Raw genomic sequence first — 23,498 nt, 5'->3', positions numbered from 1 at the left:
CCCGCCGTAATGTACAAGGACCATCCGGTTACATAGTCGATCCGATTGGCGCTTAGACTGCCCGTCGACGGAAATAACCTAACGATCGATCAACAGGAGGCTCCGTGCCCAGTCATGCCAGCGCGCAGATCACGAAGGTGCTCGTCGCGAACCGCGGCGAAATCGCTGTGCGGGTCATCCGAGCCGCCAAGGACGCGGGCTACGGCAGTGTCGCCGTCTACGCCGAACCGGACGCAGACGCACAGTTCGTGAAGCTCGCCGACGAGGCGTTCGCACTGGGCGGCACCACCTCGGCCGAGTCCTACCTGGTGTTCGACAAGATCCTCGACGCCGCGGCCAAGTCCGGCGCCGACGCCATCCACCCCGGCTACGGCTTCCTCTCCGAGAACGCCGACTTCGCGCAGGCCGTGATCGACGCCGGCCTCATCTGGATCGGCCCCTCGCCGCAGTCCATCCGCGACCTCGGCGACAAGGTCACCGCCCGCCACATCGCCGAGCGCGCCAAGGCCCCGATGGCGGCCGGCACCAAGGACCCGGTGAAGAACGCCGACGAGGTCGTCGAGTTCGCGAAGAAGTACGGCGTGCCGGTCGCGATCAAGGCCGCCTTCGGTGGTGGCGGACGCGGCATGAAGGTCGCGCAGACCATCGAGGAGATCCCCGAGCTGTTCGAGTCGGCCACGCGTGAGGCCGTCGCCGCCTTCGGTCGCGGCGAGTGCTTCGTCGAGCAGTACCTCGACAAGGCCCGTCACGTCGAAGCCCAGGTCATCGCCGACCAGCACGGCAACGTCATCGTCGCCGGCACCCGCGACTGCTCGCTGCAGCGCCGCTTCCAGAAGCTGGTCGAGGAGGCCCCCGCGCCGTTCCTGACCGACGAGCAGCGCAAGCGCATCCACGACTCCGCCAAGGCCATCTGCCGCGAGGCCGGTTACTACGGCGCCGGCACGGTCGAGTACCTCGTGCAGGGCGACACTGTGTCCTTCCTCGAGGTCAACACCCGCCTGCAGGTCGAGCACCCGGTCACCGAGGAGACCGCCGGTATCGACCTCGTGCGCCAGCAGTTCCGCATCGCCAACGGCGAGAAGCTCGAGCTCACCGAGGACCCGACCCCGCGCGGCCACAGCTTCGAGTTCCGCATCAACGGTGAGGACGCCGGTCGCGGCTTCCTTCCCGCCCCCGGCCCGATCACCGTCTACAAGGAGCCCACGGGCCCCGGCGTCCGCGTCGACTCGGGTGTCGTCCAGGGCGACGTCATCGGCGGCCAGTTCGACTCGATGCTCGCCAAGCTGATCGTCACCGGCGAGACCCGCGAGCAGGCGCTGCAGCGGGCCGCCCGCGCGCTGGCGGAGTTCGAGGTCGACGGCCTGGCGACGGTCATCCCGTTCCACCGCCACATCGTCGAGAACCCGGCTTTCGTCGGCGACGGCGAGAAGTTCGACGTCTACACCAAGTGGATCGAGAACGAGTGGGAGAACACCATCGAGCCGTACACCGGCGGTGCCCCCATCGAGGACGAGGACGAGGCACTGCCGCGCCAGAACGTGGTCGTCGAGGTCGGCGGACGCCGCGTCGAGGTGTCGCTGCCCGGTCAGTTCTCGCTCGGTGGTAACGGCGGTGGCGCCGGTGCGATCCGCAAGAAGCCGAAGCCCCGCAAGCGCGGTGGCGGCGGCGCCGGCAAGGCGTCGGGCGATGCGGTGACCGCACCCATGCAGGGCACCGTCGTCAAGGTTGCGGTCGCAGAGGGCCAGGAGGTCGCCGAGGGCGAACTCATCGCCGTGCTCGAGGCCATGAAGATGGAGAACCCGGTCAACGCCCACAAGGCGGGCGTCGTCACCGGCCTCGCGGTCGAGCCGGGTGCCGCAGTCACCCAGGGCACCGTCCTCACCGAGATCAAGTAACACGGCGATCGAACAACGGCAGATCCCCGACGGTCCCCCGCATCGCTCCCGGTGCGGGGGACCTCGCCGTATCCGGGGGTATCACATTGCGTCACGGTCCGCCTGAAAGCGATTAGCCTGGAGACATGGCCGACCGCCCCGAGATCCGCATCGGCACCGCCGAGCGTGAAGAAGCCGTAGCGCTGCTCGGTGAGCACTTCGCCGCGGGACGCCTCGGTCTGGCCGAGTTCGACGAGCGGGTCGCGCTCGCGACGCAGGCCACGGTGCGGGGCGATCTGGTTCCCCTCTTCGCCGACCTGCCCTCGGCACCGGCCGTGGTGGCCTCCTCGCCCGGCCCCCGCGATCTCGCGGAACAACTGCTCACGCTGGTTCCGTTCGTGCTCGTCGCGCTCCTCGTGATCGTGGTCTTCCGGCATCCGATCGCGCTGCTCATCGCCTTCGGAGTGCTGTTCGTCGCGGGTCGCCGGGCCTACCGGCTCCTCGGTGAGGGACGCGGCCCGTCCTGACCGTGCGGTGCCGGACCACGCCTTTCACTGTCGCGGATATCACAGCATTGCGAGGGATGCCCGTGCCTGTCGCCGGTCCGACGCCACAGGTTAGTGTGACCGGCATGTCCGAACATCCCGCCATCCGGATCGGCAACGCCGAACGCAGCAGGGCGCTCGACCTGCTCGGCGAACACTTCGCGCTCGGCCGGCTGACGCTGCCGGAGTTCGACGAGCGCAGCGCGAAGGCGTCGGCGGCCACGACGCGCGGTGATCTCGACGTGTTGTTCACCGACCTGCCCGCCCACGTCACGGATTCCTCCGCCACGACCCGGGACGACCTTCCGGTGATCACTCCGAACAAGGGTCCCGCGCGTTGGCGCGAGGTCGTGATGGGACTGACGCCGCTGGTCGCGCTCGTGTTGTTCTTCACCTTCGACACGTGGCTGTTCTTCCTGCTGATCCCCGCGGTGGGCATCGTCCTGTTCGCCGGCCGCGACCGGGACGGGCACAGCACCGACACACGCGGCCTCGACGCCCGTCCGGACGAGAAGCGGAATGCCTGACTCGTGCCGGCCATGCTTCTGAGGCACCACGCCCTGCCCCTGATCGTCGCGGTCGTGGTCATCACCGCGATGCTGCTCTCCCCCGGCGGCACCGTGCCGAGCGGTCCTCCTCATGCCGACAAGGTCACGCACGCGCTGATGTTCGTGGCACTCGCGCTCTGCTCCCGCTACGCCCGGATCTCCCCGGTGCTCACCGTCGTGTGGCTGGGTCTGTACGGCGTGCTCACGGAGATTCTTCAGGCCACGGTGGCCGTGCGTCGCTCCGGTTCGTTCTGGGACTGGTGTGCCGACCTCGTCGGCGTCGCGATCGGTCTGGCCGTCGCGGCGGTCGCCGGATCACGTTTCCGCGCGGGGTCGAGGCCGAAACCAGCAACCCGTGATTCGTCGTAATCACCGTCGCTGGTAGCCTCCTCCGCGCCGGCGGCGACGCTACGGTCAGGCGGTCGCGTCCGGATCGACGAGCCGGGTCCGCAGGGCCTGCAGGGTGTCGTCGTCGAGCCCGAGTCCGGCAGCGAAGTACTGCTCGATGGTTCCGTACCTGCCCAGCGCCTCGTCGATCGCCACCTCGAGATACTCACGGCGCACCCCGAGCAGGGGCACGATCAGGTCCGGGTCGCCCCCGAGCGACGCGAAGCGGGCGAAGAAATCGTCGAAGTGCGGCAGGAGTTCGTCGTTGGTGCGCAAGTAGTCGGCGAATACAGCTTCCTCGTCCGCTCCGGCGAACATCAGCAGCGACGCCGCCGCCCAGCCCGTGCGGTCCTTGCCGGCACTGCAGTGCACGAGTGCCGGGACGGCCCCGTGCGCGACGGTGCTCGCCAGGGTCCGGTACGACGCCACAGCGCTCGGCAGCGTAACGAACTCGCGGTAGCTCTCCAGAAGGTACTGGACGGCGCGACCGTCGCCGAGCGTCTGCGCCACCAACTCCGGGTCGGACACGAGTTCCGGCAGGGCGGCCGCGATCGAGCCTCGCTCTCGGTCGGCGAGGACGTCGAGCCCGAGATGCCGGGCGCCGTCGGGTACGCGGTCGGGACGGCGCTCCTGTTCCGCGAACGTGCGCAGGTCCAGGACCGTCGTGATGCTCAGGGCGTCGAGGGTCTCGACGTCGGTGTCGGTCAGTCGGCTGAGATCGGTCGAGCGGAACACCACTCCGGTGCGGACCACGCCGCCGAACGAACTCGGGCAACCGCCGATGTCCCTCAGATTGACCAGCGACGGAATCGCGAAGGATTCGCCGCCGGTTACGGTCTCGTCCAGTGCATCGGCCATATCCGACAAGCTACCGTCGTCCGGCGCGGAACAGGGTGATCCGGCCCCTCATTCGCACTGCGCCGTCACCCGGTCGAGTGCGGCGAGGGCCTCGTCGAGCTCGTGGGTGGTGACGGTGAGCGGGGGCCGGAAGCGGATGCCCCGCGTGCCCGTGCCGATCACGAGGACGTGCTCGTCGCGGTACAGCCGTCGCAGCACCTCGTCGCGGATCTCCGGGGTGGGGAGGTCGACGGCGCAGATCAATCCGCGTCCGCGCGGCTCGGCGACCAGCGGCTGCCGGGCGGCGAGTTGTTGCAGCCCGGACAGCAGGTGCGCTCCGCTCGATCGCGCGCAGTCGATGAGCCGGCCGTCCTCGACGACTTCGAGGATGCGGCGGGCCCGCACCATGTCGGTGAGGTTGCCGCCCCACGTGGAGTTGATCCGCGAGCTCACCGTGAACACGTTGTCGGGGATCTTGTCGATGCGGCCGCCGGCCATGATCCCGCAGACCTGCGTCTTCTTGCCGAAGGCGACGATATCGGGGGTGACACCGAGTTGCTGGTAGGCCCATGCGGTGCCGGTCGCGCCGGCGCCGGTCTGCACTTCGTCGAAGACGACCAGGGCGTCGTTCTCCCGACACAGCTGCGCGATCGCGCGGAAGAACTCGGGGCGGAAGTGGTGGTCGCCGCCCTCGCCCTGGATCGGTTCGGCGATGAAGCACGCGATGTCGTGGGGACGGTCGGCGAAGGCGCGTCGCGCCTGCTCGAGGGCCTTCTCCTCGGCCGCGGCGACGTCGCGGTCCTCGGCGAGATAGGGCGCGTCGATCCGCGGCCAGTCGAACTTGGGGAACCGGTCGGTCTTGACCGGATCGGTGTTGGTGAGCGACAGCGTGTACCCGGTGCGGCCGTGGAAGGCCTCGGTCAGGTGCAGCACCGACCCACCCAGGTGCGCGGGCAGGCCGCGGGACTCGTTGAGGCGACTCTTCCAGTCGAACGCGGCCTTGAGCGCGTTCTCGACGGCGAGTCCGCCTCCGTCGACGAAGAACAGGTGCGGGAGTGCCGGATCGCCGAGGACGCGCACGAAGGTCTCGACGAAGCGCGCCATCGGCACGGTGTATACGTCGGAATTGCTGGGCTTGTTCGCCGCCACCGCGGCGAGCTCGTGCGCTGCCTCCGAATCGGTCAGCGCGGGGTGGTTCATTCCGAGCGTGGACGATGCGAAGAACCCGAACATGTCGAGGTAGGTGGTTCCGTCCCGGGCGTCGACGAGACGTACCCCGCGGGAACGGTCGAGATCGAGGACGAGGCCGAAACCGTCGGCGAGCATGTGCCTGCCGAGGGCGCTGTGCACCCGGTCGGGGGCGAGGTTCTCGGCACCGTCCAGGTTTCGGAATGCAGTGCTCATGCCCCCACGGTACGCGAGAATAAACGGTACAAACTCGATATGACAGTAAGACTTCCGGTACAGAGGCCTATCTCTCGTAAAATGTCTGAAGAACAACGGTGCTGCGGGTGGTGACTCCGGCGGTCGCCCGGATCTCCTGAAGCAACCGTTCGAGGGCACGAGGGGACTCGACACGCACGAGGAGGATGTAGCTTTCGTCGCCTGCCACCGAGTGACACGATTCGATCGCGTCGATGTGGCCGAGTCGAGCCGGCGCGTCATCGGGTTGTGACGGGTCGAGAGGGGTGATCGCCACGAACGCCGAGAGCATCAACCCGAGCGCTTCGGGATCGACACGCGCGGTATATCCGCGGATCACATTGCGCGCTTCGAGTCGGCGTACCCGCGACTGCACGGCCGAGACGGACAGACCCGCCTTCTCGGCGAGCGCCGCGAGGGTTGCGCGACCGTCGGCGACCAGTTCACGCAGCAGCATCCGATCGATGTCGTCCAGCGACTCCTTCGACGAGTCGTTTCTCGAGGATTCAGGCACCAGCGCAGGGTATCCGAGCAGTAAAGGAGCTCACCGATGAATGCGACCACCGATCTCGCCGACCGTGCCGCGACCGCCCTGAGGCAGTGCGGCGTCCACACTCTTGCCGACGACGCCCCACTCGTGGTGACCAGCCCCGTCGACGGAAGCGTGCTCGGGCACGTCCCCGTCCACACTGCCGCCGAGGTCGACGTGACGATCACCGCCGCGGCGGACGCCTTCGAACAGTGGCGCCACGTTCCCGCCCCGGTGCGCGGTCGCGTGGTGCGACGGCTCGGGGAACTTCTCGTCGAGCACAAGTCCCATCTCGCCGAACTCGTCACGCTCGAAGCCGGGAAGATCCCGTCGGAGGCCGCGGGCGAGGTGCAGGAGATGATCGACGTCTGCGAGTTCGCCGTCGGCCTGTCGCGGCAGCTGTACGGGCGGACGATGCCTTCCGAACGGCCAGGCCACCGGCTGATGGAGATCTGGCATCCACTCGGTGTGGTGGGCGTGATCTCAGCGTTCAACTTCCCCGTGGCGGTGTGGTCGTGGAACACCGCGATCGCGCTGGTGTGCGGCGACCCGGTGGTGTGGAAGCCGTCGGAGACCACCCCGCTGACCGCGCTCGCCTGCGACGCGCTGCTGCGCCGCGCCGCCACCGAGGTCGGCGCCCCCGACGGTCTCCATCATCTTCTTCTCGGCGACCACGCGGTGGGTGAGGCGCTCGTCGACGATCCCCGCATCGCCCTCGTGAGCGCGACCGGCTCCACCCGGATGGGGCGGATCGTCGGACCGCGGGTCGCCGCGCGGTTCGGCCGCTGCCTCCTCGAACTCGGCGGCAACAACGCAGCGATCGTCACTCCGTCCGCAGACCGGGAACTCGCCGTCCGTGGCATCGTGTTCGCCGCGGCCGGCACGGCCGGTCAACGCTGCACCACCCTGCGCCGGCTCATCGTGCACCGATCGATCGCCGACGAGTTCGTCGAGCGGATCGCGAAGGCGTACTCGCGTCTGCGGGTGGGAAATCCGTTGGACGAGGGTGTCCTCGTGGGTCCGTTGATCTCCGAACGGTCGTACGAGGCGATGACCGCGGCACTCGACCGCGCCCGGGCCGACGGAGGCACACTCGTCGTCGGCGGTGAGCGAGTGGATGTCGCGGGGGGCGGTGTGTACGTCTCCCCCGCGCTGGTCCGGATGCCCGCGCAGAGCGAGGTGGTGCGTGAGGAGACCTTCGCCCCGATCCTGTACGTCCTCGACTACGACGACCTCGACGAGGCCATCGCATTGCACAACGGTGTGCCGCAAGGACTCTCGTCGTCGATCTTCACCCTCGACCAGCGCGAGGCCGAACTGTTCCTGGCCCGATCCGACTGCGGCATCACCAATGTCAACATCGGTACCTCGGGTGCCGAGATCGGCGGCGCCTTCGGCGGGGAGAAGCACACCGGTGGAGGTCGCGAGTCCGGATCGGACTCCTGGAAGGCATACATGCGGCGGGCGACGAACACCGTCAATTATTCGACGGAGCTGCCGCTCGCCCAGGGCGTCGAATTCGGATGAGTCGTCAGGGTTGCCGGAGAAGTTCGGCGTCGAGCGGTTCTATCTCGAGGACCGCACCGTCGGCCTGCGCGTAGTACGCGGTCCGCAATCTCCACAGCCGGGCATGGGCGAGTTCCGAGCGCCATCCGGCGAGATAGTACTTCCGGACCAGTCCGAACAGGACCGGCAGCGAAGGGATGCCTTCACGGACGGTTGCGCGGCCCCTCAGGCGCAGGACGTGACTCGACGCGCTCACGGGGCCGGGCAGATCGAGGAGCACCTCGACGTCGGGGTTCGCGGTCGCATTGCGCACGACCACGGACGTGCGCGACGTCCCGAGATACATCCGGCCGCCGTGCGCCAGGAACCACAGTGGCGTCATCGCGGGTCGGCCCTTCGGAGTGCGGGTCGCGACGCGCGCGACCATCGACGACTCCAGATAGACCCGGACGAGCGGATCGTCGGGACTCATTCTTCCGGCTCCTCGTGCAGACTTCCGTAATCCCAGGCGGTTTCCCGTTCGGCGCGGAAGACGAACCACGCGAGGTCGTCCGGGGCGCCGGACGGGACGCTCTGCGCCGGGAGCATGGATCCGCGCAGATTCGCCGCGCGCAGGTCGAACCAGAACGACCCGTCGTCGAGGATCAGGGTCGCCCTGCCGAACCCACCCTCGGAGGTGAGGGCAGACGGGTCCAGCCCGACGTAGAGGTCGTCTCGTCGGACGACCCGCGCCGGAAACGCCTCGATGCGCCCCGCCACGAGGACGGCGACCGCGGCCCGACCGCAACGTTCGAGATCGTCGGCGATCGACCGCGGATCGACCCTCTGGGTGATGCGCCCCATATCCACCCCCTGCGGAGAGCCCATCCCTGGGGAAGAACGCTAGTGATTGCGCAGCGCGTCGATCAGCTCGTCCTTCTTCATGTCGGAGTAACCGGTCATGCCCAGTTCCTTCGCGCGCTTCTTCAGGTCGTCGACGGTCCAGTCGTCGTACGAGCCGGACTTGCCGCCCTTCTTCCCGACCTCCGACTTGCCCTCGTTCGCAGCTGCGTTGGAGATCCGGGCCGCCTTCTCCTTCGAGGCACCGTCCTCGCGCAATTCCTCGTACATCTTCTCGTTCTTGATCGACGGATTCGGCATCGCCTTCCCCTTTCCGTGTCCTTCCGAACGAGTACCCGACGACACTGCGCCCAATCAGAGGATATGTGGCCTGCGACACATCCTGTGGTAGACCTTGGGCATGTATCCAGGGAACTTCGTCGCCACCACGCCCGACAAACCCGCGATCATCCGCCCCGCCACCGGGGAATCGCTGACCTATCGCGAACTCGACGAACATTCGATCCGGCTGGCGAAGTACCTGAGGTCCCTCGGTCTCGGGCGCGGCGATCACATCGCCCTGATCTCCGACAACGACCTGCGGGTCATGGAGGTGTACTGGGCGGCACTGCGGTCCGGCCTCTACATCACGGTCGTGAACCGGCACCTGACCCCGGCGGAGGCCGCGTACATCGTCGACGATTGCGGCGCCGAGGCCCTCGTCGTGTCGGCGGAGGCCGTGGATGCGATCGACCTGTCCCCCGACGCCTATCCCGGCGTGACCCACCGCCTGGTGTTCGGCGGGTCGCTGGACGGTTTCGAGGAGTACGACGCCGCGCTCTCCGCGTTCGACGCGACACCGCTCGACGACCAGCCCCGCGGCCAGGACATGCTGTACTCGTCGGGTACCACGGGCAGGCCCAAGGGCATCAAGCCGAAGCTTCCCGAGGGGCAGGTGCAGGACATCCCCGATCCCTACACCGCGGTCTTCGCCCCGATGTACGGATTCGACGACAGCACCGTCTACCTGTGCCCCGCACCCCTGTATCACGCTGCGCCGCTGCGGTTCTGCGGCACGATCCAGTCGGTCGGCGGCACCGTGATCCTCATGGACCGTTTCGATCCCGAGGAGGCGCTCGCACTCATCGACCGGTACTCGGTCACGGCGAGCCAGTGGGTGCCGACGATGTTCGTCCGGATGCTCAAGCTCCCCGAGGAGACCCGTGCGAGGTACGACGTGTCGAGCATGAAGGTCGCCGTCCACGCCGCCGCGCCGTGTCCGCCCGAGATCAAGCGCGCCATGATCGAGTGGTGGGGGCCGGTGATCAACGAGTACTACGCCTCCACCGAAGGCGCCGGCGCGACCTTCATCGACTCCGACCAGGCCCTCGCCCGTCCCGGCTCGGTGGGCCGCGACGGCGCCCTGGGCACCGTCCACATCTGCGACGACCAGGGACGGGAACTGCCCACCGGCTCGATCGGCACGGTGTGGTGGGAACGCGACGAGCGGCCGTTCGAGTACCACAACGACCCGGTGAAGACGGAGCAGGCGACACACCCCGAGCATCCGACGTGGACCACCAGCGGCGACATCGGCTATCTGGACGAGGAGCGATTTCTCTACCTCACCGACCGGGCCGCCTTCACGATCATCTCCGGCGGCGTGAACATCTACCCGCAGGAATCGGAGAACGTCCTCACCCTGCATCCGAAGGTGTTCGACGTCGCGGTGATCGGCGTGCCGAACGAGGAGATGGGCGAGGAGGTCAAGGCCGTCGTCCAGCTCGTCGAGGGGGTCGAGCCGAGTCCCGAACTCGAACAGGAACTGCTCGCCTACGTGCGCGAGCGCGTGTCGCATTTCAAGGCGCCGCGCAGCATCGACTTCTCCGACGACCTGCCGCGCACCCCGACGGGCAAGCTCGTCAAACACAAGTTGCGTGCGCGGTACGTGGAGCCGGTGCGCGGATGAGCCGCCCCGAGACCGGCACGACCCACCTGCTCGACGACCTCGCCGGGCAACTACCCGCCGGCGTGCTGATCACCGATCCCGACATCCTCGCCGGCTACCGGCAGGACCGAGCGCAGGACCCGGACGCCGCGGTTCCCCTCGCGCTCGTACGGGCCACGTCCACCGCAGACGTGCAGGCGACGCTGCGGTGGGCGAACACCCACAGAGTGCCGGTGGTGCCCCGAGGTGCGGGCACGAGCCTGTCCGGTGGGTCCGGCGGACTCGCCGACGGCATTGTGCTCAGCACCGAGAAGATGCGGGCGATCACGGTCGACACCGCGACACGCACCGCGGTCGCCCAGCCCGGCCTGCTCAACGTCGAGGTGAAGAAGGCGGCTGCCGAGCAGGGCCTGTGGTATCCGCCCGATCCGTCGTCGTTCGAGATCTGCACGATCGGCGGGAACGCGGCCACCAATGCCGGCGGCCTGTGCTGCGTGAAGTACGGGGTGACGACCGACTACGTGCTCGGACTCGAAGTGGTCCTCGCCGACGGCACCGCAGTGCGGCTCGGCGGGCCACGGGTCAAGGACGTCGCGGGCCTGTCGCTGACGAAACTGTTCGTCGGAAGCGAAGGGACGCTCGGCGTCATCACCGAGGTGACACTGCGTCTCGTCCCACCACCGCCACCCGGATCCACGATGGTCGCGACGTTCTCGTCGGTGCAGGCCGCCGCCGACGCGGTCGTCGCCATCACCGCCGTGCTGCGACCGGCCATGCTCGAATTCATGGACCGGGCCACCGTCGGGGCGGTGGAGGACATGCTGCGGATGGGACTCGAACGCAGCACCGAGGCGATGCTCATCGCCCGCTCCGACGCGCCGGGCGCGGCGGCCGCCGAGGAGATCGAGATCATGGTGCGGGCCTGCCGCGAGGCCGGGGCCGACGACGTCTTCGCGACCGACGATCCGGAGGAGGGTGAGGCGTTCACCGTCGCCCGCCGCATGGCGATCCCCGCCGTCGAACGCACCGGCAGTCTGCTGCTCGAGGACGTCGGGGTACCGATCCCCGCCCTGCCGGCGCTGGTGAGCGGGATCGCCGAGCTCGCAACTGAACACGACGTCACCGTCGCCGTGATCGCACACGCCGGCGACGGCAACACCCACCCGCTGATCGTCTACGACCCCGCCGACGAGGACATGACGGCGCGGGCACAGGTGGTGTTCGGGAAGATCATGGATCTGGCGATCGAACTCGGCGGCACCATCACCGGTGAGCACGGTGTCGGCCGGCTCAAGAAGGCCTGGCTGCCCGATCAGGTGGGGCCGGACGTGATGGCGTTGACCGAGCGGATCAAGGCCGCGCTCGACCCGAACTCGATCCTGAATCCCGGCGTGGTGATCTGATGACCCGCACCACATCGGCAGCGGTCATAATCGTCGCGTGAACACCCGTGTGCCCCCGTCGACGGCCGCCCTGCCGCTGCGCGAGACCAAGTACCGCGAACTCGAACGCTATCCGGAGTTCGGGTCCGTCACGGCGTGGCTCCGAGACGTCGTATCGTCGATCGTGCCGAACGCCCGGATGAGCGAATGCGAGTACTGGTCCGTCGTGTGTCTTCCCGCCGAGGATCCGGCCGACCCGCGGAAGCCGCTTGTGTCGGTGCACGCCGGTGACATGGCGGTCGCCGGGGTGTTCCTCGATCTCTCCGACGGCCGGCGGAGCCTCGCCGGCTACGTCCGCGTGTCGGGAACCGAACTCGAGCAGGCCTCGGGCTCGACACGTGAGCAGCTCGCGGCGGACTTCCCCGCCCTCACCTTCGTCCACGAGGGTTCCGTCGTGTCCGTGGTGTGGAGCGACGAACCCGCTGCCCGGGAGCAGTTCGCGGCCCTGCCCTGGCGGGCCCCGGCACGGTCGCTCGTCTCGGAGTTGATGCGCGTCGGACGTAACTCACGGGCCGACGACCACTGCCGTCAGATCGCCCGGTTCGCGTACGACGACTGAGCGTGTCGGTCGGCGGGTAGACGATGGGATGGTGACCGACATCCTCGATCGTTTCTCCGCGCCGACCCGCGCGTGGTTCGCGGGGGCATTCGAGTCCCCGACCCCGGCCCAGCTCGGCGCGTGGGAGTCGATCGCCTCGGGAGCCCACACGCTCGTCGTCGCCCCCACCGGCTCCGGCAAGACCCTGTCGGCGTTCCTGTGGTCGCTCGACCGGCTCGCGTCCACCCCGGCGGACGAGCACGCCGCGCGCGAGCACCGCACCCGCGTCCTGTACGTCTCACCGCTCAAGGCCCTCGCCGTCGACGTCGAGCGCAATCTGCGCTCCCCGCTGGTCGGCATCACGCAGACCGCGAAACGGCTCGGTCTGACCCCGCCCGACATCACCGTCGGCGTGCGTTCCGGCGACACCTCCCAGGCCGATCGTCGCGCCCTGGCCCGCACACCACCGGACATCCTCATCACGACGCCCGAGTCCCTCTTCCTCATGCTCACCTCGTCCGCACGGGAGAACCTCGTAGGGGTCGAGACGGTGATCGTCGACGAGGTCCACGCCGTGGCCGCCACGAAACGCGGGGCGCACCTCGCGCTGTCGCTCGAACGTCTCGATCAGCTCCTGCGCGCCCCGGCACAGCGCATCGGGTTGTCCGCCACCGTGCGACCGCACGAGGAGGTCGGCCGGTTCCTCGCCGGTTCCGCTCCCATCCGGATCGTCGCGCCGCCGTCGGCGAAGACGTGGGATCTCACGGTGCGCGTCCCGATCGAGGACATGACCGAACTCGGGGTCTCCGAGCCCGACGAGGAGTCACTGTCCCCCACTCCGCAGGCCGGGTCGATCTGGCCGCACGTCGAGGAGCAGATCGTCGATCTCATCACCGAGCACCGGTCGACGATCGTGTTTGCCAACTCCCGGCGGTTGTCCGAACGTCTCACTGCCCGGCTCAACGAGATCCACGCCGAACGTCTCGGCGCGGAGGTGGAGCGCGAGGGTGCACCGCCCGCGCAACTCGGCTCCCCCACCGAGACGTCCGCCGGCGCCGCACCCGTGCTCGCCCGCGCCCACCACGGGTCGGTGAGCAAGGATCAACGCGCACTGATCGAGGACGACCTCAAGTCGGGCCGGTTGCGGTGCGTGGTGGCGACATCGAGCCTCGAACTCGGCATCGACATGGGTGCGGTCGATCTGGTGATCCAGGTCGAGGCCCCTCCGTCGGTGGCCAGCGGTCTGCAGCGCGTCGGCCGTGCCGGACATCAGGTGGGCGAGACCTCGCGCGGTGTGCTGTTCCCCAAGCACCGCACCGATCTCGTGCACTGCGCGGTGACCGTCGAGCGGATGGTCGAGGGGCACATCGAGGCCCTGCAGGTCCCGGCGAATCCGCTCGACGTGCTCGCCCAGCAGACGGTCGCGGCCACGGCCCTCGAACCCGTCGACGTCGACGACTGGTTCGACACGGTCCGGCGCAGCGGGTCCTTCGCGAGCCTGTCCCGCGGGGTCTACGAATCCGTGCTCGACCTGCTCGCCGGACGCTATCCGTCCGACGAGTTCGCCGAGCTGCGGCCGCGGGTGGTGTGGGACCGCACGGCGGGGACCCTCACCGGCAGGCCCGGTGCCCAGCGACTCGCCGTCACCTCCGGCGGCACGATCCCCGACCGCGGTCTGTTCACCGTGTACATGGTGGGCGAGAAGAACACGCGCGTGGGCGAACTCGACGAGGAGATGGTCTACGAGTCGCGGGTGGGCGACGTCTTCGCGCTCGGTGCCACGAGCTGGCGGATCGAGGAGATCACCTTCGACCGGGTCCTGGTCTCCCCCGCCTACGGGCGGCCCGGCCGATTGCCGTTCTGGCACGGCGACAGTCAGGGACGCCCCGCCGAACTCGGCGCCGCGCTCGGCGCCTTCCTACGCGAGATGGGGCACGCCTCGCCGGAGGATGCCGAGACCCGCTGCCGTAAGGGCGGCCTCGACGACTACGCGACGGGCAATCTGATCCGGTTGCTCGACGAGCAGCGCACGGCCACCGGGCACCTGCCCACCGACCGCACGCTCGTCGTCGAACGATTCCGCGACGAACTCGGCGACTGGCGTCTGGTGCTGCACTCGCCCTTCGGTTTACGGGTGCACGCGCCGTGGGCCCTCGCGGTGGGGGCACGTCTGCTCGAGCGCTACGGCGTCGAATCGCATCCCACCCCGTCCGACGACGGCATCATCGTCCGGCTGCCCGACACCGACGATGCCCCACCGGGTTCGGAGATCTTCGTCTTCGACACCGACGAGATCGACGACATCGTCACCGAACAGGTCGGCGGCTCGGCACTGTTCGCCTCCCGCTTCCGCGAGTGCGCGGCGCGGGCACTGCTGTTGCCCCGCCGAAATCCCGGCAAGCGCGCCCCGCTGTGGCAACAGCGTCAGCGCTCCGCGCAGTTGCTCGACGTCGCTCGTCGTTATCCGGACTTCCCGATCCTGCTCGAGACGGTCCGTGAGTGCCTGCAGGACGTCTACGACCTACCTGCTCTGCGCGACCTGCTCGGCAGCATCGCCCAGCGCAAGCTCCGCCTGGTGGAGGTGGAGACTCCGACGGCCTCGCCGTTTGCGACGTCGTTGCTGTTCTCCTATGTCGGCGAGTTCCTCTACGAGGGCGACAGTCCGCTCGCCGAGCGCCGGGCCGCGGCACTGTCGCTCGACTCGACGTTGCTCGCCGAACTGCTCGGCAGGGTCGAGTTGCGCGAACTGCTCGACGCCGACGTCATCACCGAGGCCGAACACGAACTGCAACGGCTGACTCCGGAGCGACGCGCACGCGACGCCGAGGGTGTCGCCGACCTACTGAGGCTGCTCGGCCCGCTCACCGACGCCGAACTGCGCGAGCGCACCACCGACGATCCGAGCACCTGGATCGAGGACCTCGCGGCGCAGCGACGCGCACTGCGCGTGTCGTACGCGGGTGAGCACTGGTGGGCAGCGATCGAGGACGCCTCCCGCCTGCGCGACGCGCTGGGCGTTCCCCTGCCGATCGGGGTGCCGACCGTCTTCGTCGAGCCGGTCTCCGATCCGCTCGGCGATCTCGTCGCCCGGCACGCCCGCACCCACGGCCCGTTCACCACCGCGCAGGCCGCCGCCCGGTTCGGGCTGGGCACGGCGGTCGTCGAGTCCGTCCTCGAACGGCTCGCATCCGAGAAACGCGTCACTGCCGGCGAATTCCGCCCGGGTGCAACCGGATCGGAATGGTGCGACACGGAGGTGCTGCGGCGGTTGCGGCGCCGGTCGCTGGCCGCCGCCAGGCAGGACGTCGAGCCGGTCAGCACCACGACGCTCGGACGGTTCCTCCCCGATTGGCATCATCTCGGTACCGGGCCGGGCACGAGTGCGCTCTACGGCATCGACGGCGTCCTCACCGTCGTCGAACAGCTCGCCGGGGTGCCGGTGCCCGCGAGCGCCCTCGAACCGCTGATCCTCGCTCCCCGGGTCCGGGACTACACACCGACGATGCTCGACGAGCTCACCACGACCGGCGAAATCTTGTGGTCGGGTGCCGGATCGATCTCCGGGAAGGACGGCTGGGTGGCGTTGCATCCGGCCGACCTGGCGCCGGTGAGCCTGGCACCGGTCGACGACATCGAACTCGGCCCGGTGCATCAGGCGATCCTCGATTCGCTGTCCGGTGGAGGTGCGTACTTCTTCCGGCAACTTGCCGATGCGGTCACCGCACTGCACACCACGGCGAGCGACACGACGGTCGCCGACGCGCTGTGGGAACTGGTATGGAGCGGGCACGTCGCGGGCGACACCCTCGCCCCGCTACGCGCCCTGATCGGCGACACCTCGCGCGCCAAGCCAGCCCACCGCACCCCGCGAAGGGCACCGCGGGCCCGGATGTACCGGGCACGGCCCGCACTGCCGAGCCGTACCGGACCACCTACCGTCAGCGGGCGCTGGTCGATGTTGCCGGAACGCGAGACCGACGCGACGGTCCGCGCGCACACCACCGCCGAACTGCTGCTCGAGCGGTACGGCGTCGTCACCCGCGGGGTCGTCGTCGGCGAGGGCGTACCCGGCGGTTTCGCGACGATGTACAAGGTGCTCACCCGGTTCGAGGAGACAGGTCGCTGCCGGCGGGGTTATTTCGTCGATTCGCTCGGCGGGGCCCAGTTCTCGACCCCGTCGGTCGTCGACCGTCTGCGTTCGTTCTCGGATTCGATCGAGGGCCGGCATTCGGAGACCGCGGCCGTCACCCTGGCGGCCTGCGATCCGGCCAATCCGTACGGCGCGGCACTCCCGTGGCCGGCATCGTCCGCCGACGACGACGCCCCGCGACACCGGCCGGGCCGCAAGGCCGGTGGTCTCGTGGTGCTCGTCGACGGTGCGCTCGTGCTGTTCGTCGAACGTGGGGGCCGCACTCTGCTCTCCTTCGACGACGATCCGGGCCGGTTGCGCACTGCGTGTGCGTCGCTCGCGGCGACCGTCAAGCGCGGAGGGGTCGACAAGATCGTCGTCGAGAAGGTCGACGGCGCATCGATCCACGGGCACGAGTTCGCCGAATTCCTCGCCGAGGCGGGATTTGCGGCGACACCTCGCGGTTACCGGCTGAGGTTCTGACGTGCCCGAGGGAGATACCGTCTTCCGTGCCGCGCGCCGCCTCCGTACCGCTCTGGAAGGAAAGGTCCTCACGGAGACGGACTTTCGCGTACCGCGTTTCGCCACCGCCGATTTCACCGGACACACGGTCGACGAAGTCCTCTCCCGCGGTAAGCACCTGCTGATCCGGGTCGCCGACGTCTCGATCCATTCGCACCTGAAGATGGAGGGCGAATGGCACGTCTACCCGCGTGGAACTCGTTGGCGCAAGCCCGGATACAAGGCCCGCCTCGTGCTCGGCACCGAGGACGTACAGGCGGTGGGGTTCGAACTCGGCATCGTCGAGGTACTCGCCCGCGACCGGGAGGACGACGCCGTGGGGCATCTCGGTCCAGATCTGCTCGGACCCGATTGGGATCCCGCGCTCGCGGCAGCGAACCTCGCGCGCGACCCGGATCGCCCGATCGGTGTGGCACTGCTCGATCAGCGCATCATGGCCGGCGTCGGCAACGTGTACCGCTCCGAACTGTGCTTCCTGCGGGGCACCGATCCGTGGACTCCGGTCGCGCAGGCCGGTGATCCGGCGGCGTGGGTCGACCTCGCGCACCGGCTGCTGGTGGCCAATCGCGACCGGACCACGCGCATCACCACCGGCGACCGGCGTCCCGGCCGCAACCTGTGGGTGTACGGGCGGCGCGGCAAGCCGTGCCGACGATGTCGGACCCCGATCCGGTCCGGGGAGATCGGCACCGCGACCGACCCCGAACGGGTGGTCTACCGGTGCCCTCGGTGTCAGCCGCGCCCGGGTGGGTCTCCTGCCTGATCGTCCTGCAGGCACCCCGCCCGGCCGCCCTGTTCGACGAGCGCGACGCAGTGCCGGACGAGGGCCTCACGCGAGACCGCGAGATCTCCTTCGAGGTACCCCATGAACAGGCTGGTGAGAGCCCCGACGACGCCCACGGCGACCATGTGGCGATGACCGTCGTCGCCGCCCGGGGGCAGCTGGTCGCGCACGAGCGCGACGAAGGTCGGCGCGAGCTCGATGCCGCGCCGGCTGATGGCGGGTTCGCGCAGCGGGGCGAGGAGGAGCACGCGCCCCTTCGCGGGATCGTCGACCATGAGTTCCACGAACGCCCGCACGGCGGCCTCGGCCCGCCCGGTGGTCGACGCGCAGATCACCGCGTCGGTCAGCGCGTCGCGGGCGCGGTCGGCGACATGGGCGTAGACCTCCCGGACGAAGGTGTCGCGGTCGGTGAAACTCTCGTAGAAATAGCGTTCGGTGAGTTCGGCGGCACGGCACACGGCCCGCACGTTCGCTGCCGCGCCGTCCGGCGCTCCGAGCAGTTCGACGCCCACTGCGAGGAGACGCTCTCTGCGCAGCCGACGGCGTTCGTCGATGCCGACGCCCGCCCAGCTGCGGCGCGTGGTGTCCACCCTGTTGCTTCCCGTCGTTGACTGCATGCCCGCCGAATCCTACTCTGACAACATGCGTAGTCAGGTTTCCGCCGGGTCCGACACAGCTGAGTCGTCACAGGCCGCGACACCGCGACCGGCACCCCCGGAACCACCGCAGCCACTGGGTCCCGAGTCGCTGACGTGGAGATATTTCGGTGGGTGGCGCGGAATGCTCTTCGGGCCGTGGGCGGGATCGATGCAGAACATGCATCCTGGTCTCGGGGCCGGCGTCGAGGAACACTCGAAGTTCTTCGACGAGCGCTGGGAGCGCCTCTACCGGTCGCTGTACCCGATCTACGGGGTCGTCTTCGACGGCCCCCGCGCCCCGCAGACCGCGGCGAAGGTGCGCGGCTACCACAACACCATCAAGGGAGTCGACAAGCGCGGCCGCAGGTACCACGCGCTCGATCCCGATACCTTCTACTGGGCGCACGCGACCTTCTTCTACAGCCTCGTCGTCTCCATCGAGTGGTTCGACGGACCGCTCACCCTCGAGCAGAAGTACCGGCTGTTCGACGAGCACGTGCAGTGGTACCGGCTGTACGGCATGCCGATGCACTCGGTCCCCGAGTCCTGGGAGGACTTCCTCGCGTACTGGGACCGCATGTGCCGCTCCGTGCTCGAGGACAACAAGGCCACCCGCGACGTGCTCGACCTGTCGAATCTCGACCGCCCGCCCTTCCTGCGGTGGTTCCCCGAAGGGGTCTGGAATGTGATCCGCCCGCCGGTGACCACCGGTTTCCTGTGGCTCACCGTCGGGTTGTACGACCCACCGGTACGCGAGCTGCTCGGCTACCGGTGGAGCCGTCCCGAGCAGACACTGCACACGCTCGTCGGGCGCGCGATCGGATTCGGCACGAAACTCGTGCCGTGGCGGTACCGCTACCACCCACGGGCCCGCGCCGGCTGGGACCGCGCATTCGGGCGGATCCCGGCTGATACCGGCCTGCTCGAGACACCCGGGCGCAACCTGCCGCCCCTCGACCGCCGCGACTCACCGATGCACTACAGCCCGGACGTGACGAACCGGCGCCGCCCCACCGCCGTTTCACCCTGACGCATCCCGCCCGACACCGGATCGGCGAGGCCGGTCTGTGTCACGCTATCGAGGTGTCCACGCCTTCGTACCTGTCGTCGGGACGGCGCCGCCCTCTGTCTCCGGAGTCGGCAGCCTCCCGAATCAGCGCCTACGTCTACGGCAACATCCTGGTGCTGGCCGCGCTCGTCCCCATCACGACGTCCCCCGAATACATCGGGATCGCGATCGTGGTCGGCACGGCGCTCTCGACGTTCATCGCCCATGTCTTCGCGGAGTCGGTCGCCCAGTCCGTTCGGTCCGGTGAACAACTCTCACGCAGCGAACGCATCGAGGAACTCCGCGACTCGGTTCCCATCCTGTCGTCGGCGGTGTTGCCCTGTCTCGTGCTCGCCACGGCCTGGATCGGCTGGCTCGAGCCGCGTACGGCACACATCCTCGCGGAGGTCGCCGTGCTGATCCGTATCGGCTCGACCGTATTCGTCGTGCGCCGGTTGCAGAACCGCAGACCGAACCACCGGACCGTGGTCGCCGCGGTGGGAGTGGCTCTGATCGCGACGATCGTGGTCGTCGTGAAGGTCGTGCTCACGCACTGAGACCGTCACGCACCGTCCGCGGCTACTTGATCGGCACCGGTTCGAGGATCTCCGGCCGGGCCTCGGGCGCCGCTGCCCTGAGCGCATCCGCAGACTCGTCGTCGGGCCGGCTCTGCGACTCGATCTCGGCCTCGACCCGCGCCCGGTAAGTCGCGACCTCCCGGTCGACGGTCGCGTCGTCCCAGCCCAGAACCGGAGCGACCAGACGAGCCGTCTGTTCCGCACAGTGCAGACCGCGGTGCGGGTATTCGATCGAGATGCGGGTCCGGCGCGCCAGGAGGTCCTCGAGGTGCAGGGCCCCTTCGGCCACCGCACCGTAGACGACCTCGACCTGCAGGTACTGCGGGGCGTCGGTCAGCGGTTCGAGCAGTTCGGGGCGCCCCTTCGCAAGGCTCAGCACGTCCTCGACAAGGGAGCCGTAGCGGTCGAGAAGATGCTTGACCCGGTAGGGGTGCAGACCGTACTGCTCGGCGAGATGCATGGTCTGGTTGACCAGCGCGAAGTATCCGTCGGCCCCGACGAGGGGCACCTTCTCGGTGATCGACGACGCGATGCGGGCCGGAATGTCCTCGGCGGCGAGGTCGACGGCGTCCTCGGCCATGACGCGGTAGGTCGTGTACTTGCCACCGGCGATGGCCACGAGTCCCGGTGCCACCCGCGCGACGGCGTGCTCGCGCGAGAGCTTCGACGTCTCGTCGCTCTCCCCCGCCAGCAACGGTCGCAGACCGGCGTAGACACCGTCGATGTCGTCGTGGGTGAGCGGGGCGACGAGCACGCGGTTGACGTGGTCGAGGATGTAGTCGATGTCGGCTTTCGTCGCGGCCGGGTGCGCCAGGTCGAGATTCCAGTCGGTGTCGGTGGTGCCGATGATCCAGTGGTTGCCCCACGGGATGACGAACAGCACCGACTTCTCAGTACGCAGGATGATGGCGGAGTCGCTCACGATCCGGTCGCGGGGAACGACGATGTGCACGCCCTTCGAGGCGCGGACCCGGAACCGGCCGCGCTGCCGCGACAACGACTGGATCTCGTCGGTCCACACGCCGGTCGCGTTGATCACGGCGTGCGCCCGCACCTCGGTGACCGAGCCGTCCTCGCTGTCGCGCACACGCACACCCGAGACGCGGTCGGCCTCGCGCAGGAAACCCACGACCTGTGTGGACGTGCGCACCACCGCACCGTAGTGTGCGGCCGTCCGGGCGACCGTCATCGTGTGCCGGGCGTCGTCGACGACCGTGTCGTAGTAGCGGATTCCGCCGACGAGCGAATTCCGCTTGAGACCGGGAACCATCCGCAGGGCACCCGAACGGGTCAGGTGCTTCTGCGGCGGAACGGACTTCGCGCCGCCCATCCGGTCGTAGAGGAAGATCCCCGCCGCCACGTACGGCCGCTCCCACCCCCGGCGGGTGAGCGGGAACAGGAACTCGAGCGGCTTGACCAGGTGCGGGGCGAGCGTCGTCAGAGCAAGTTCGCGTTCGCGCAAGGCCTCCCGGACCAGGCCGAACTCGAGCTGTTCGAGATAGCGCAGGCCACCGTGGAACATCTTCGACGATCTGCTCGACGTGCCGGACGCGAAGTCCCGGGCCTCGACGAGCGCAACCCGTAGGCCCCGGGTCGCGGCGTCGAGCGCCGCGCCCGCTCCGACGACACCACCGCCGATGACGACGACGTCGAACTGTTCGGTGGCGAGCCGCCGCCAGGCGTCGGCGCGTTGTTGCGGTCCGAGGAGTTGCACACCCGATTGGTTGGTCACCGCACCCGCACCCGCTCCCGTGAGTCGCCGACGTATCCCGATCAAGGCTAGTAGCTTGAGCGACGCAGCGCGCAATGGAAGCGTTGCCGACCCGAGCCGTCCCCTTCACCCGAGGACCACCTGTGAACCAGTTCATCGCGGCGATCGACCAGGGCACCACGTCCAGCCGGTGCATCATCTTCGACCACGACGGGCACATCGTGTCGATCGCGCAGAAGGAACACCGCCAGTTCTTCCCGCGGTCGGGATGGGTCGAGCACGACCCGGAAGAACTGTGGCTCAACACCCGTGAGGTGGGAGCCGCGGCGCTCGCCAAAGCGGATCTACGGCGCAGCGACATCGCAGCGATCGGCCTGACGAACCAGCGCGAGACCACGGTCGTGTGGGATCGCACGACCGGGAAACCGGTGTACAACGCGATCGTCTGGCAGGACACCCGCACCGACAAGCTCGTCGAGGAACTCGCCGGCGACGCCGGGCCCGATCGCTACCGCGAGATCACCGGCCTGCCGCTGTCGACCTATTTCGCCGGGCCCAAGGTGCGGTGGATCCTCGACAACGTCGACGGTGCCCGCGAACGCGCCGAGGCCGGCGATCTCGCGTTCGGCACCGTCGACAGCTGGATCCTGTGGAATCTCACCGGCGGTGTCGGCGAGGAGGGTCAGCCACCCGGTCTGCACATCACCGATGTGACCAACGCCTCCCGGACCTTGCTCATGAACATCGTTACGCAGCAGTGGGATCCGGCGATCTGCGCCGAGCTCGGCATCCCGGAGCCGATGCTGCCGGAGATCCGCAGTTCGTCGGAGGTGTACGGGCATGCCCGCGAACGCGGACCGCTCGCCGGGGTCCCGATCGCCGGCATCCTCGGCGACCAGCAGGCCGCGACCTTCGGTCAGGGCTGCCTGTCCCCCGGCGAAGCGAAGAACACCTACGGCACCGGCAACTTCCTGCTGCTCAACACCGGCACCACCCCGGTGCGCAGCGAGCACGGGCTGCTCACCACCGTGTGCTACCGCATCGGCGAGGCACCCGCGGTCTACGCCCTCGAAGGTTCGGTGGCCGTGACCGGTTCGCTCGTGCAGTGGTTGCGCGACAATCTCGGGATCATCCGCTCCGCCGACGAGATCGAAGCGCTCGCCGCGAGCGTCCCCGACAACGGCGGGGCGTACTTCGTGCCGGCCTTCTCGGGATTGTTCGCGCCGCGCTGGCGCCCCGACGCGCGGGGTGTCATCGCGGGCCTGACACGCTTCGTCGAGAAGGGCCACCTCGCACGCGCTGCCCTCGAGGCGACGGCCTACCAGACCCGGGAGGTCATCGAGGCCATGAACGCCGACTCCGGCGTGGATCTGCGCACCCTCAAGGTCGACGGCGGCATGGTCGCCAACGACCTGCTCATGCAGTTCCAATCCGACATCCTCGGTGTCCCGGTCGTGCGGCCCACCGTCGCGGAGACCACCGCACTCGGTGCCGCCTACGCAGCCGGGCTCGCCGTCGGTTTCTGGAAGGACGAAGAGGAGATCCGCCGCAACTGGGCCGCGGACCGCACGTGGGAACCCGCGATGCCCGTCGACGAACGCGAGCGCCTGTTCGACGAGTGGAACAAGGCGGTCGAACGCACCTACGACTGGGCCTGAGCGGGGCGGGATCCACACCGATCCCGCCCCGTCCG

Annotated in this window: 21 protein-coding genes; 13 read left to right on the top strand and 8 right to left on the bottom strand. The window is 68.9% G+C overall.

What is annotated here, in order from left to right:
• Positions 1–104 precede the first annotated feature (104 nt).
• The 4 genes from GON09_RS01105 to GON09_RS01090 all read left to right on the top strand — a co-directional run bounded on the left by GON09_RS01105 (position 105) and on the right by GON09_RS01090 (position 3,336).
• Positions 105–1,895, top strand: coding sequence for an acetyl/propionyl/methylcrotonyl-CoA carboxylase subunit alpha (locus GON09_RS01105; RefSeq protein ID WP_213930231.1), 1,791 nt, complete (start codon positions 105–107; stop codon positions 1,893–1,895).
• A 125-nt stretch (positions 1,896–2,020) separates the two neighbouring features.
• Complete coding sequence (locus tag GON09_RS01100) at positions 2,021–2,401, top strand: DUF1707 SHOCT-like domain-containing protein (RefSeq protein ID WP_213930230.1); 381 nt, start codon at positions 2,021–2,023, stop codon at positions 2,399–2,401.
• 104 nt (positions 2,402–2,505) lie between these two features.
• On the top strand, positions 2,506–2,946 hold the full coding sequence (locus GON09_RS01095; protein ID WP_213930229.1) for a DUF1707 SHOCT-like domain-containing protein: 441 nt from the start codon (positions 2,506–2,508) through the stop codon (positions 2,944–2,946).
• Between the two features lie 3 nt (positions 2,947–2,949).
• On the top strand, positions 2,950–3,336 hold the full coding sequence (locus tag GON09_RS01090; RefSeq protein WP_374195263.1) for a VanZ family protein: 387 nt from the start codon (positions 2,950–2,952) through the stop codon (positions 3,334–3,336).
• A gap of 45 nt (positions 3,337–3,381) precedes the next feature.
• Here GON09_RS01090 and GON09_RS01085 read toward each other — a convergent pair whose 3' ends face one another.
• The 3 genes from GON09_RS01085 to GON09_RS01075 form a co-directional block, all read right to left on the bottom strand.
• Positions 3,382–4,212, bottom strand: coding sequence for a tyrosine-protein phosphatase (locus GON09_RS01085; RefSeq protein WP_213930227.1), 831 nt, complete (start codon positions 4,210–4,212; stop codon positions 3,382–3,384).
• Between the two features lie 48 nt (positions 4,213–4,260).
• Complete coding sequence (gene lat, locus GON09_RS01080; protein ID WP_213930226.1) at positions 4,261–5,595, bottom strand: L-lysine 6-transaminase; 1,335 nt, start codon at positions 5,593–5,595, stop codon at positions 4,261–4,263.
• 67 nt (positions 5,596–5,662) lie between these two features.
• Positions 5,663–6,127, bottom strand: a complete 465-nt coding sequence (locus GON09_RS01075; RefSeq protein ID WP_213930225.1) for an Lrp/AsnC family transcriptional regulator — start codon at positions 6,125–6,127, stop codon at positions 5,663–5,665.
• A 36-nt stretch (positions 6,128–6,163) separates the two neighbouring features.
• Here GON09_RS01075 and amaB point away from each other — a divergent pair, with 36 nt between their 5' ends.
• Entirely contained in the window at positions 6,164–7,669 is a 1,506-nt protein-coding gene (gene amaB / locus GON09_RS01070) for an L-piperidine-6-carboxylate dehydrogenase (protein WP_213930224.1), read from the top strand.
• Positions 7,670–7,673: 4 nt separating this feature from the next.
• Here the strand turns inward: amaB and GON09_RS01065 are convergent, their stop codons facing one another.
• Genes GON09_RS01065 through GON09_RS01055 form a run of 3 tightly spaced genes read right to left on the bottom strand, consistent with a single transcriptional unit; the run spans position 7,674 to position 8,788 of the window.
• Entirely contained in the window at positions 7,674–8,120 is a 447-nt protein-coding gene (locus GON09_RS01065; protein WP_213930223.1) for a pyridoxamine 5'-phosphate oxidase family protein, read from the bottom strand.
• Positions 8,117–8,491, bottom strand: coding sequence for a hypothetical protein (locus tag GON09_RS01060; RefSeq protein ID WP_213930222.1), 375 nt, complete (start codon positions 8,489–8,491; stop codon positions 8,117–8,119). Before GON09_RS01060 ends, GON09_RS01065 begins: the two co-directional genes overlap by 4 nt.
• 39 nt (positions 8,492–8,530) lie before the next feature.
• Entirely contained in the window at positions 8,531–8,788 is a 258-nt protein-coding gene (locus GON09_RS01055; protein ID WP_016692801.1) for a DUF7218 family protein, read from the bottom strand.
• 100 nt (positions 8,789–8,888) lie between these two features.
• Between GON09_RS01055 and GON09_RS01050 the strand changes: the two genes are divergently transcribed.
• Genes GON09_RS01050 through GON09_RS01030 form a run of 5 tightly spaced genes read left to right on the top strand, consistent with a single transcriptional unit; the run spans position 8,889 to position 17,809 of the window.
• On the top strand, positions 8,889–10,436 hold the full coding sequence (locus GON09_RS01050) for an AMP-binding protein (protein ID WP_213930221.1): 1,548 nt from the start codon (positions 8,889–8,891) through the stop codon (positions 10,434–10,436).
• A complete protein-coding gene (locus tag GON09_RS01045) occupies positions 10,433–11,818 on the top strand; it encodes an FAD-binding oxidoreductase (RefSeq protein WP_213930220.1) in 1,386 nt (461 codons plus the stop codon). The genes GON09_RS01050 and GON09_RS01045 overlap by 4 nt, the downstream gene beginning before the upstream one ends.
• A 37-nt stretch (positions 11,819–11,855) precedes the next feature.
• A complete protein-coding gene (locus GON09_RS01040; protein ID WP_213930219.1) occupies positions 11,856–12,416 on the top strand; it encodes a hypothetical protein in 561 nt (186 codons plus the stop codon).
• A 28-nt stretch (positions 12,417–12,444) separates the two neighbouring features.
• Positions 12,445–17,007: an ATP-dependent helicase gene (locus GON09_RS01035; RefSeq protein ID WP_213930218.1), complete on the top strand. Its 4,563-nt coding sequence runs from the start codon at positions 12,445–12,447 to the stop codon at positions 17,005–17,007.
• Between the two features lies 1 nt (position 17,008).
• Entirely contained in the window at positions 17,009–17,809 is an 801-nt protein-coding gene (locus GON09_RS01030) for a DNA-formamidopyrimidine glycosylase family protein (protein ID WP_213930217.1), read from the top strand.
• Here the strand turns inward: GON09_RS01030 and GON09_RS01025 are convergent.
• A complete protein-coding gene (locus tag GON09_RS01025; protein WP_213930216.1) occupies positions 17,779–18,447 on the bottom strand; it encodes a TetR/AcrR family transcriptional regulator in 669 nt (222 codons plus the stop codon). The two genes, GON09_RS01030 and GON09_RS01025, sit on opposite strands and share 31 nt — an antisense overlap.
• Positions 18,448–18,472: 25 nt before the next feature.
• On the opposite strand from GON09_RS01025, the gene GON09_RS01020 reads away from it, so the two are divergent.
• Both GON09_RS01020 and GON09_RS01015 read left to right on the top strand, forming a co-directional pair.
• The gene (locus GON09_RS01020; protein WP_213930215.1) at positions 18,473–19,498 is read left to right on the top strand and encodes an oxygenase MpaB family protein; all 1,026 of its coding nucleotides are present in this window, start codon (positions 18,473–18,475) and stop codon (positions 19,496–19,498) included.
• 53 nt (positions 19,499–19,551) lie between these two features.
• On the top strand, positions 19,552–20,073 hold the full coding sequence (locus tag GON09_RS01015; RefSeq protein ID WP_213930214.1) for a hypothetical protein: 522 nt from the start codon (positions 19,552–19,554) through the stop codon (positions 20,071–20,073).
• A gap of 22 nt (positions 20,074–20,095) precedes the next feature.
• Here GON09_RS01015 and glpD read toward each other — a convergent pair whose 3' ends face one another.
• The gene (gene glpD, locus GON09_RS01010) at positions 20,096–21,826 is read right to left on the bottom strand and encodes a glycerol-3-phosphate dehydrogenase (RefSeq protein ID WP_213930213.1); all 1,731 of its coding nucleotides are present in this window, start codon (positions 21,824–21,826) and stop codon (positions 20,096–20,098) included.
• A gap of 122 nt (positions 21,827–21,948) precedes the next feature.
• Between glpD and glpK the strand changes: the two genes are divergently transcribed.
• Entirely contained in the window at positions 21,949–23,463 is a 1,515-nt protein-coding gene (glpK, locus tag GON09_RS01005; protein ID WP_213930212.1) for a glycerol kinase GlpK, read from the top strand.
• The last annotated feature ends 35 nt before the right edge of the window (positions 23,464–23,498 follow it).

Source organism: Rhodococcus sp. B50 (genome assembly GCF_013602415.1).
Classification (GTDB): Bacteria; Actinomycetota; Actinomycetes; order Mycobacteriales; family Mycobacteriaceae; genus Rhodococcus.
This window is presented reverse-complemented; position numbering and strand designations above follow the sequence as displayed.

Coding starts and splice junctions, on each gene's coding strand:
- GON09_RS01100 (WP_213930230.1), top strand. CDS start 2,021: ATGGCCGACCGCCCCGAGATCCGCATCGGCACCGCCGAGCGTGAAGAA.
- GON09_RS01095 (WP_213930229.1), top strand. CDS start 2,506: ATGTCCGAACATCCCGCCATCCGGATCGGCAACGCCGAACGCAGCAGG.
- GON09_RS01085 (WP_213930227.1), bottom strand. CDS start 4,212: ATGGCCGATGCACTGGACGAGACCGTAACCGGCGGCGAATCCTTCGCG.
- lat (WP_213930226.1), bottom strand. CDS start 5,595: ATGAGCACTGCATTCCGAAACCTGGACGGTGCCGAGAACCTCGCCCCC.
- amaB (WP_213930224.1), top strand. CDS start 6,164: ATGAATGCGACCACCGATCTCGCCGACCGTGCCGCGACCGCCCTGAGG.
- GON09_RS01065 (WP_213930223.1), bottom strand. CDS start 8,120: ATGAGTCCCGACGATCCGCTCGTCCGGGTCTATCTGGAGTCGTCGATG.
- GON09_RS01060 (WP_213930222.1), bottom strand. CDS start 8,491: ATGGGGCGCATCACCCAGAGGGTCGATCCGCGGTCGATCGCCGACGAT.
- GON09_RS01055 (WP_016692801.1), bottom strand. CDS start 8,788: ATGCCGAATCCGTCGATCAAGAACGAGAAGATGTACGAGGAATTGCGC.
- GON09_RS01050 (WP_213930221.1), top strand. CDS start 8,889: ATGTATCCAGGGAACTTCGTCGCCACCACGCCCGACAAACCCGCGATC.
- GON09_RS01045 (WP_213930220.1), top strand. CDS start 10,433: ATGAGCCGCCCCGAGACCGGCACGACCCACCTGCTCGACGACCTCGCC.
- GON09_RS01035 (WP_213930218.1), top strand. CDS start 12,445: ATGGTGACCGACATCCTCGATCGTTTCTCCGCGCCGACCCGCGCGTGG.
- GON09_RS01025 (WP_213930216.1), bottom strand. CDS start 18,447: ATGCAGTCAACGACGGGAAGCAACAGGGTGGACACCACGCGCCGCAGC.
- GON09_RS01020 (WP_213930215.1), top strand. CDS start 18,473: ATGCGTAGTCAGGTTTCCGCCGGGTCCGACACAGCTGAGTCGTCACAG.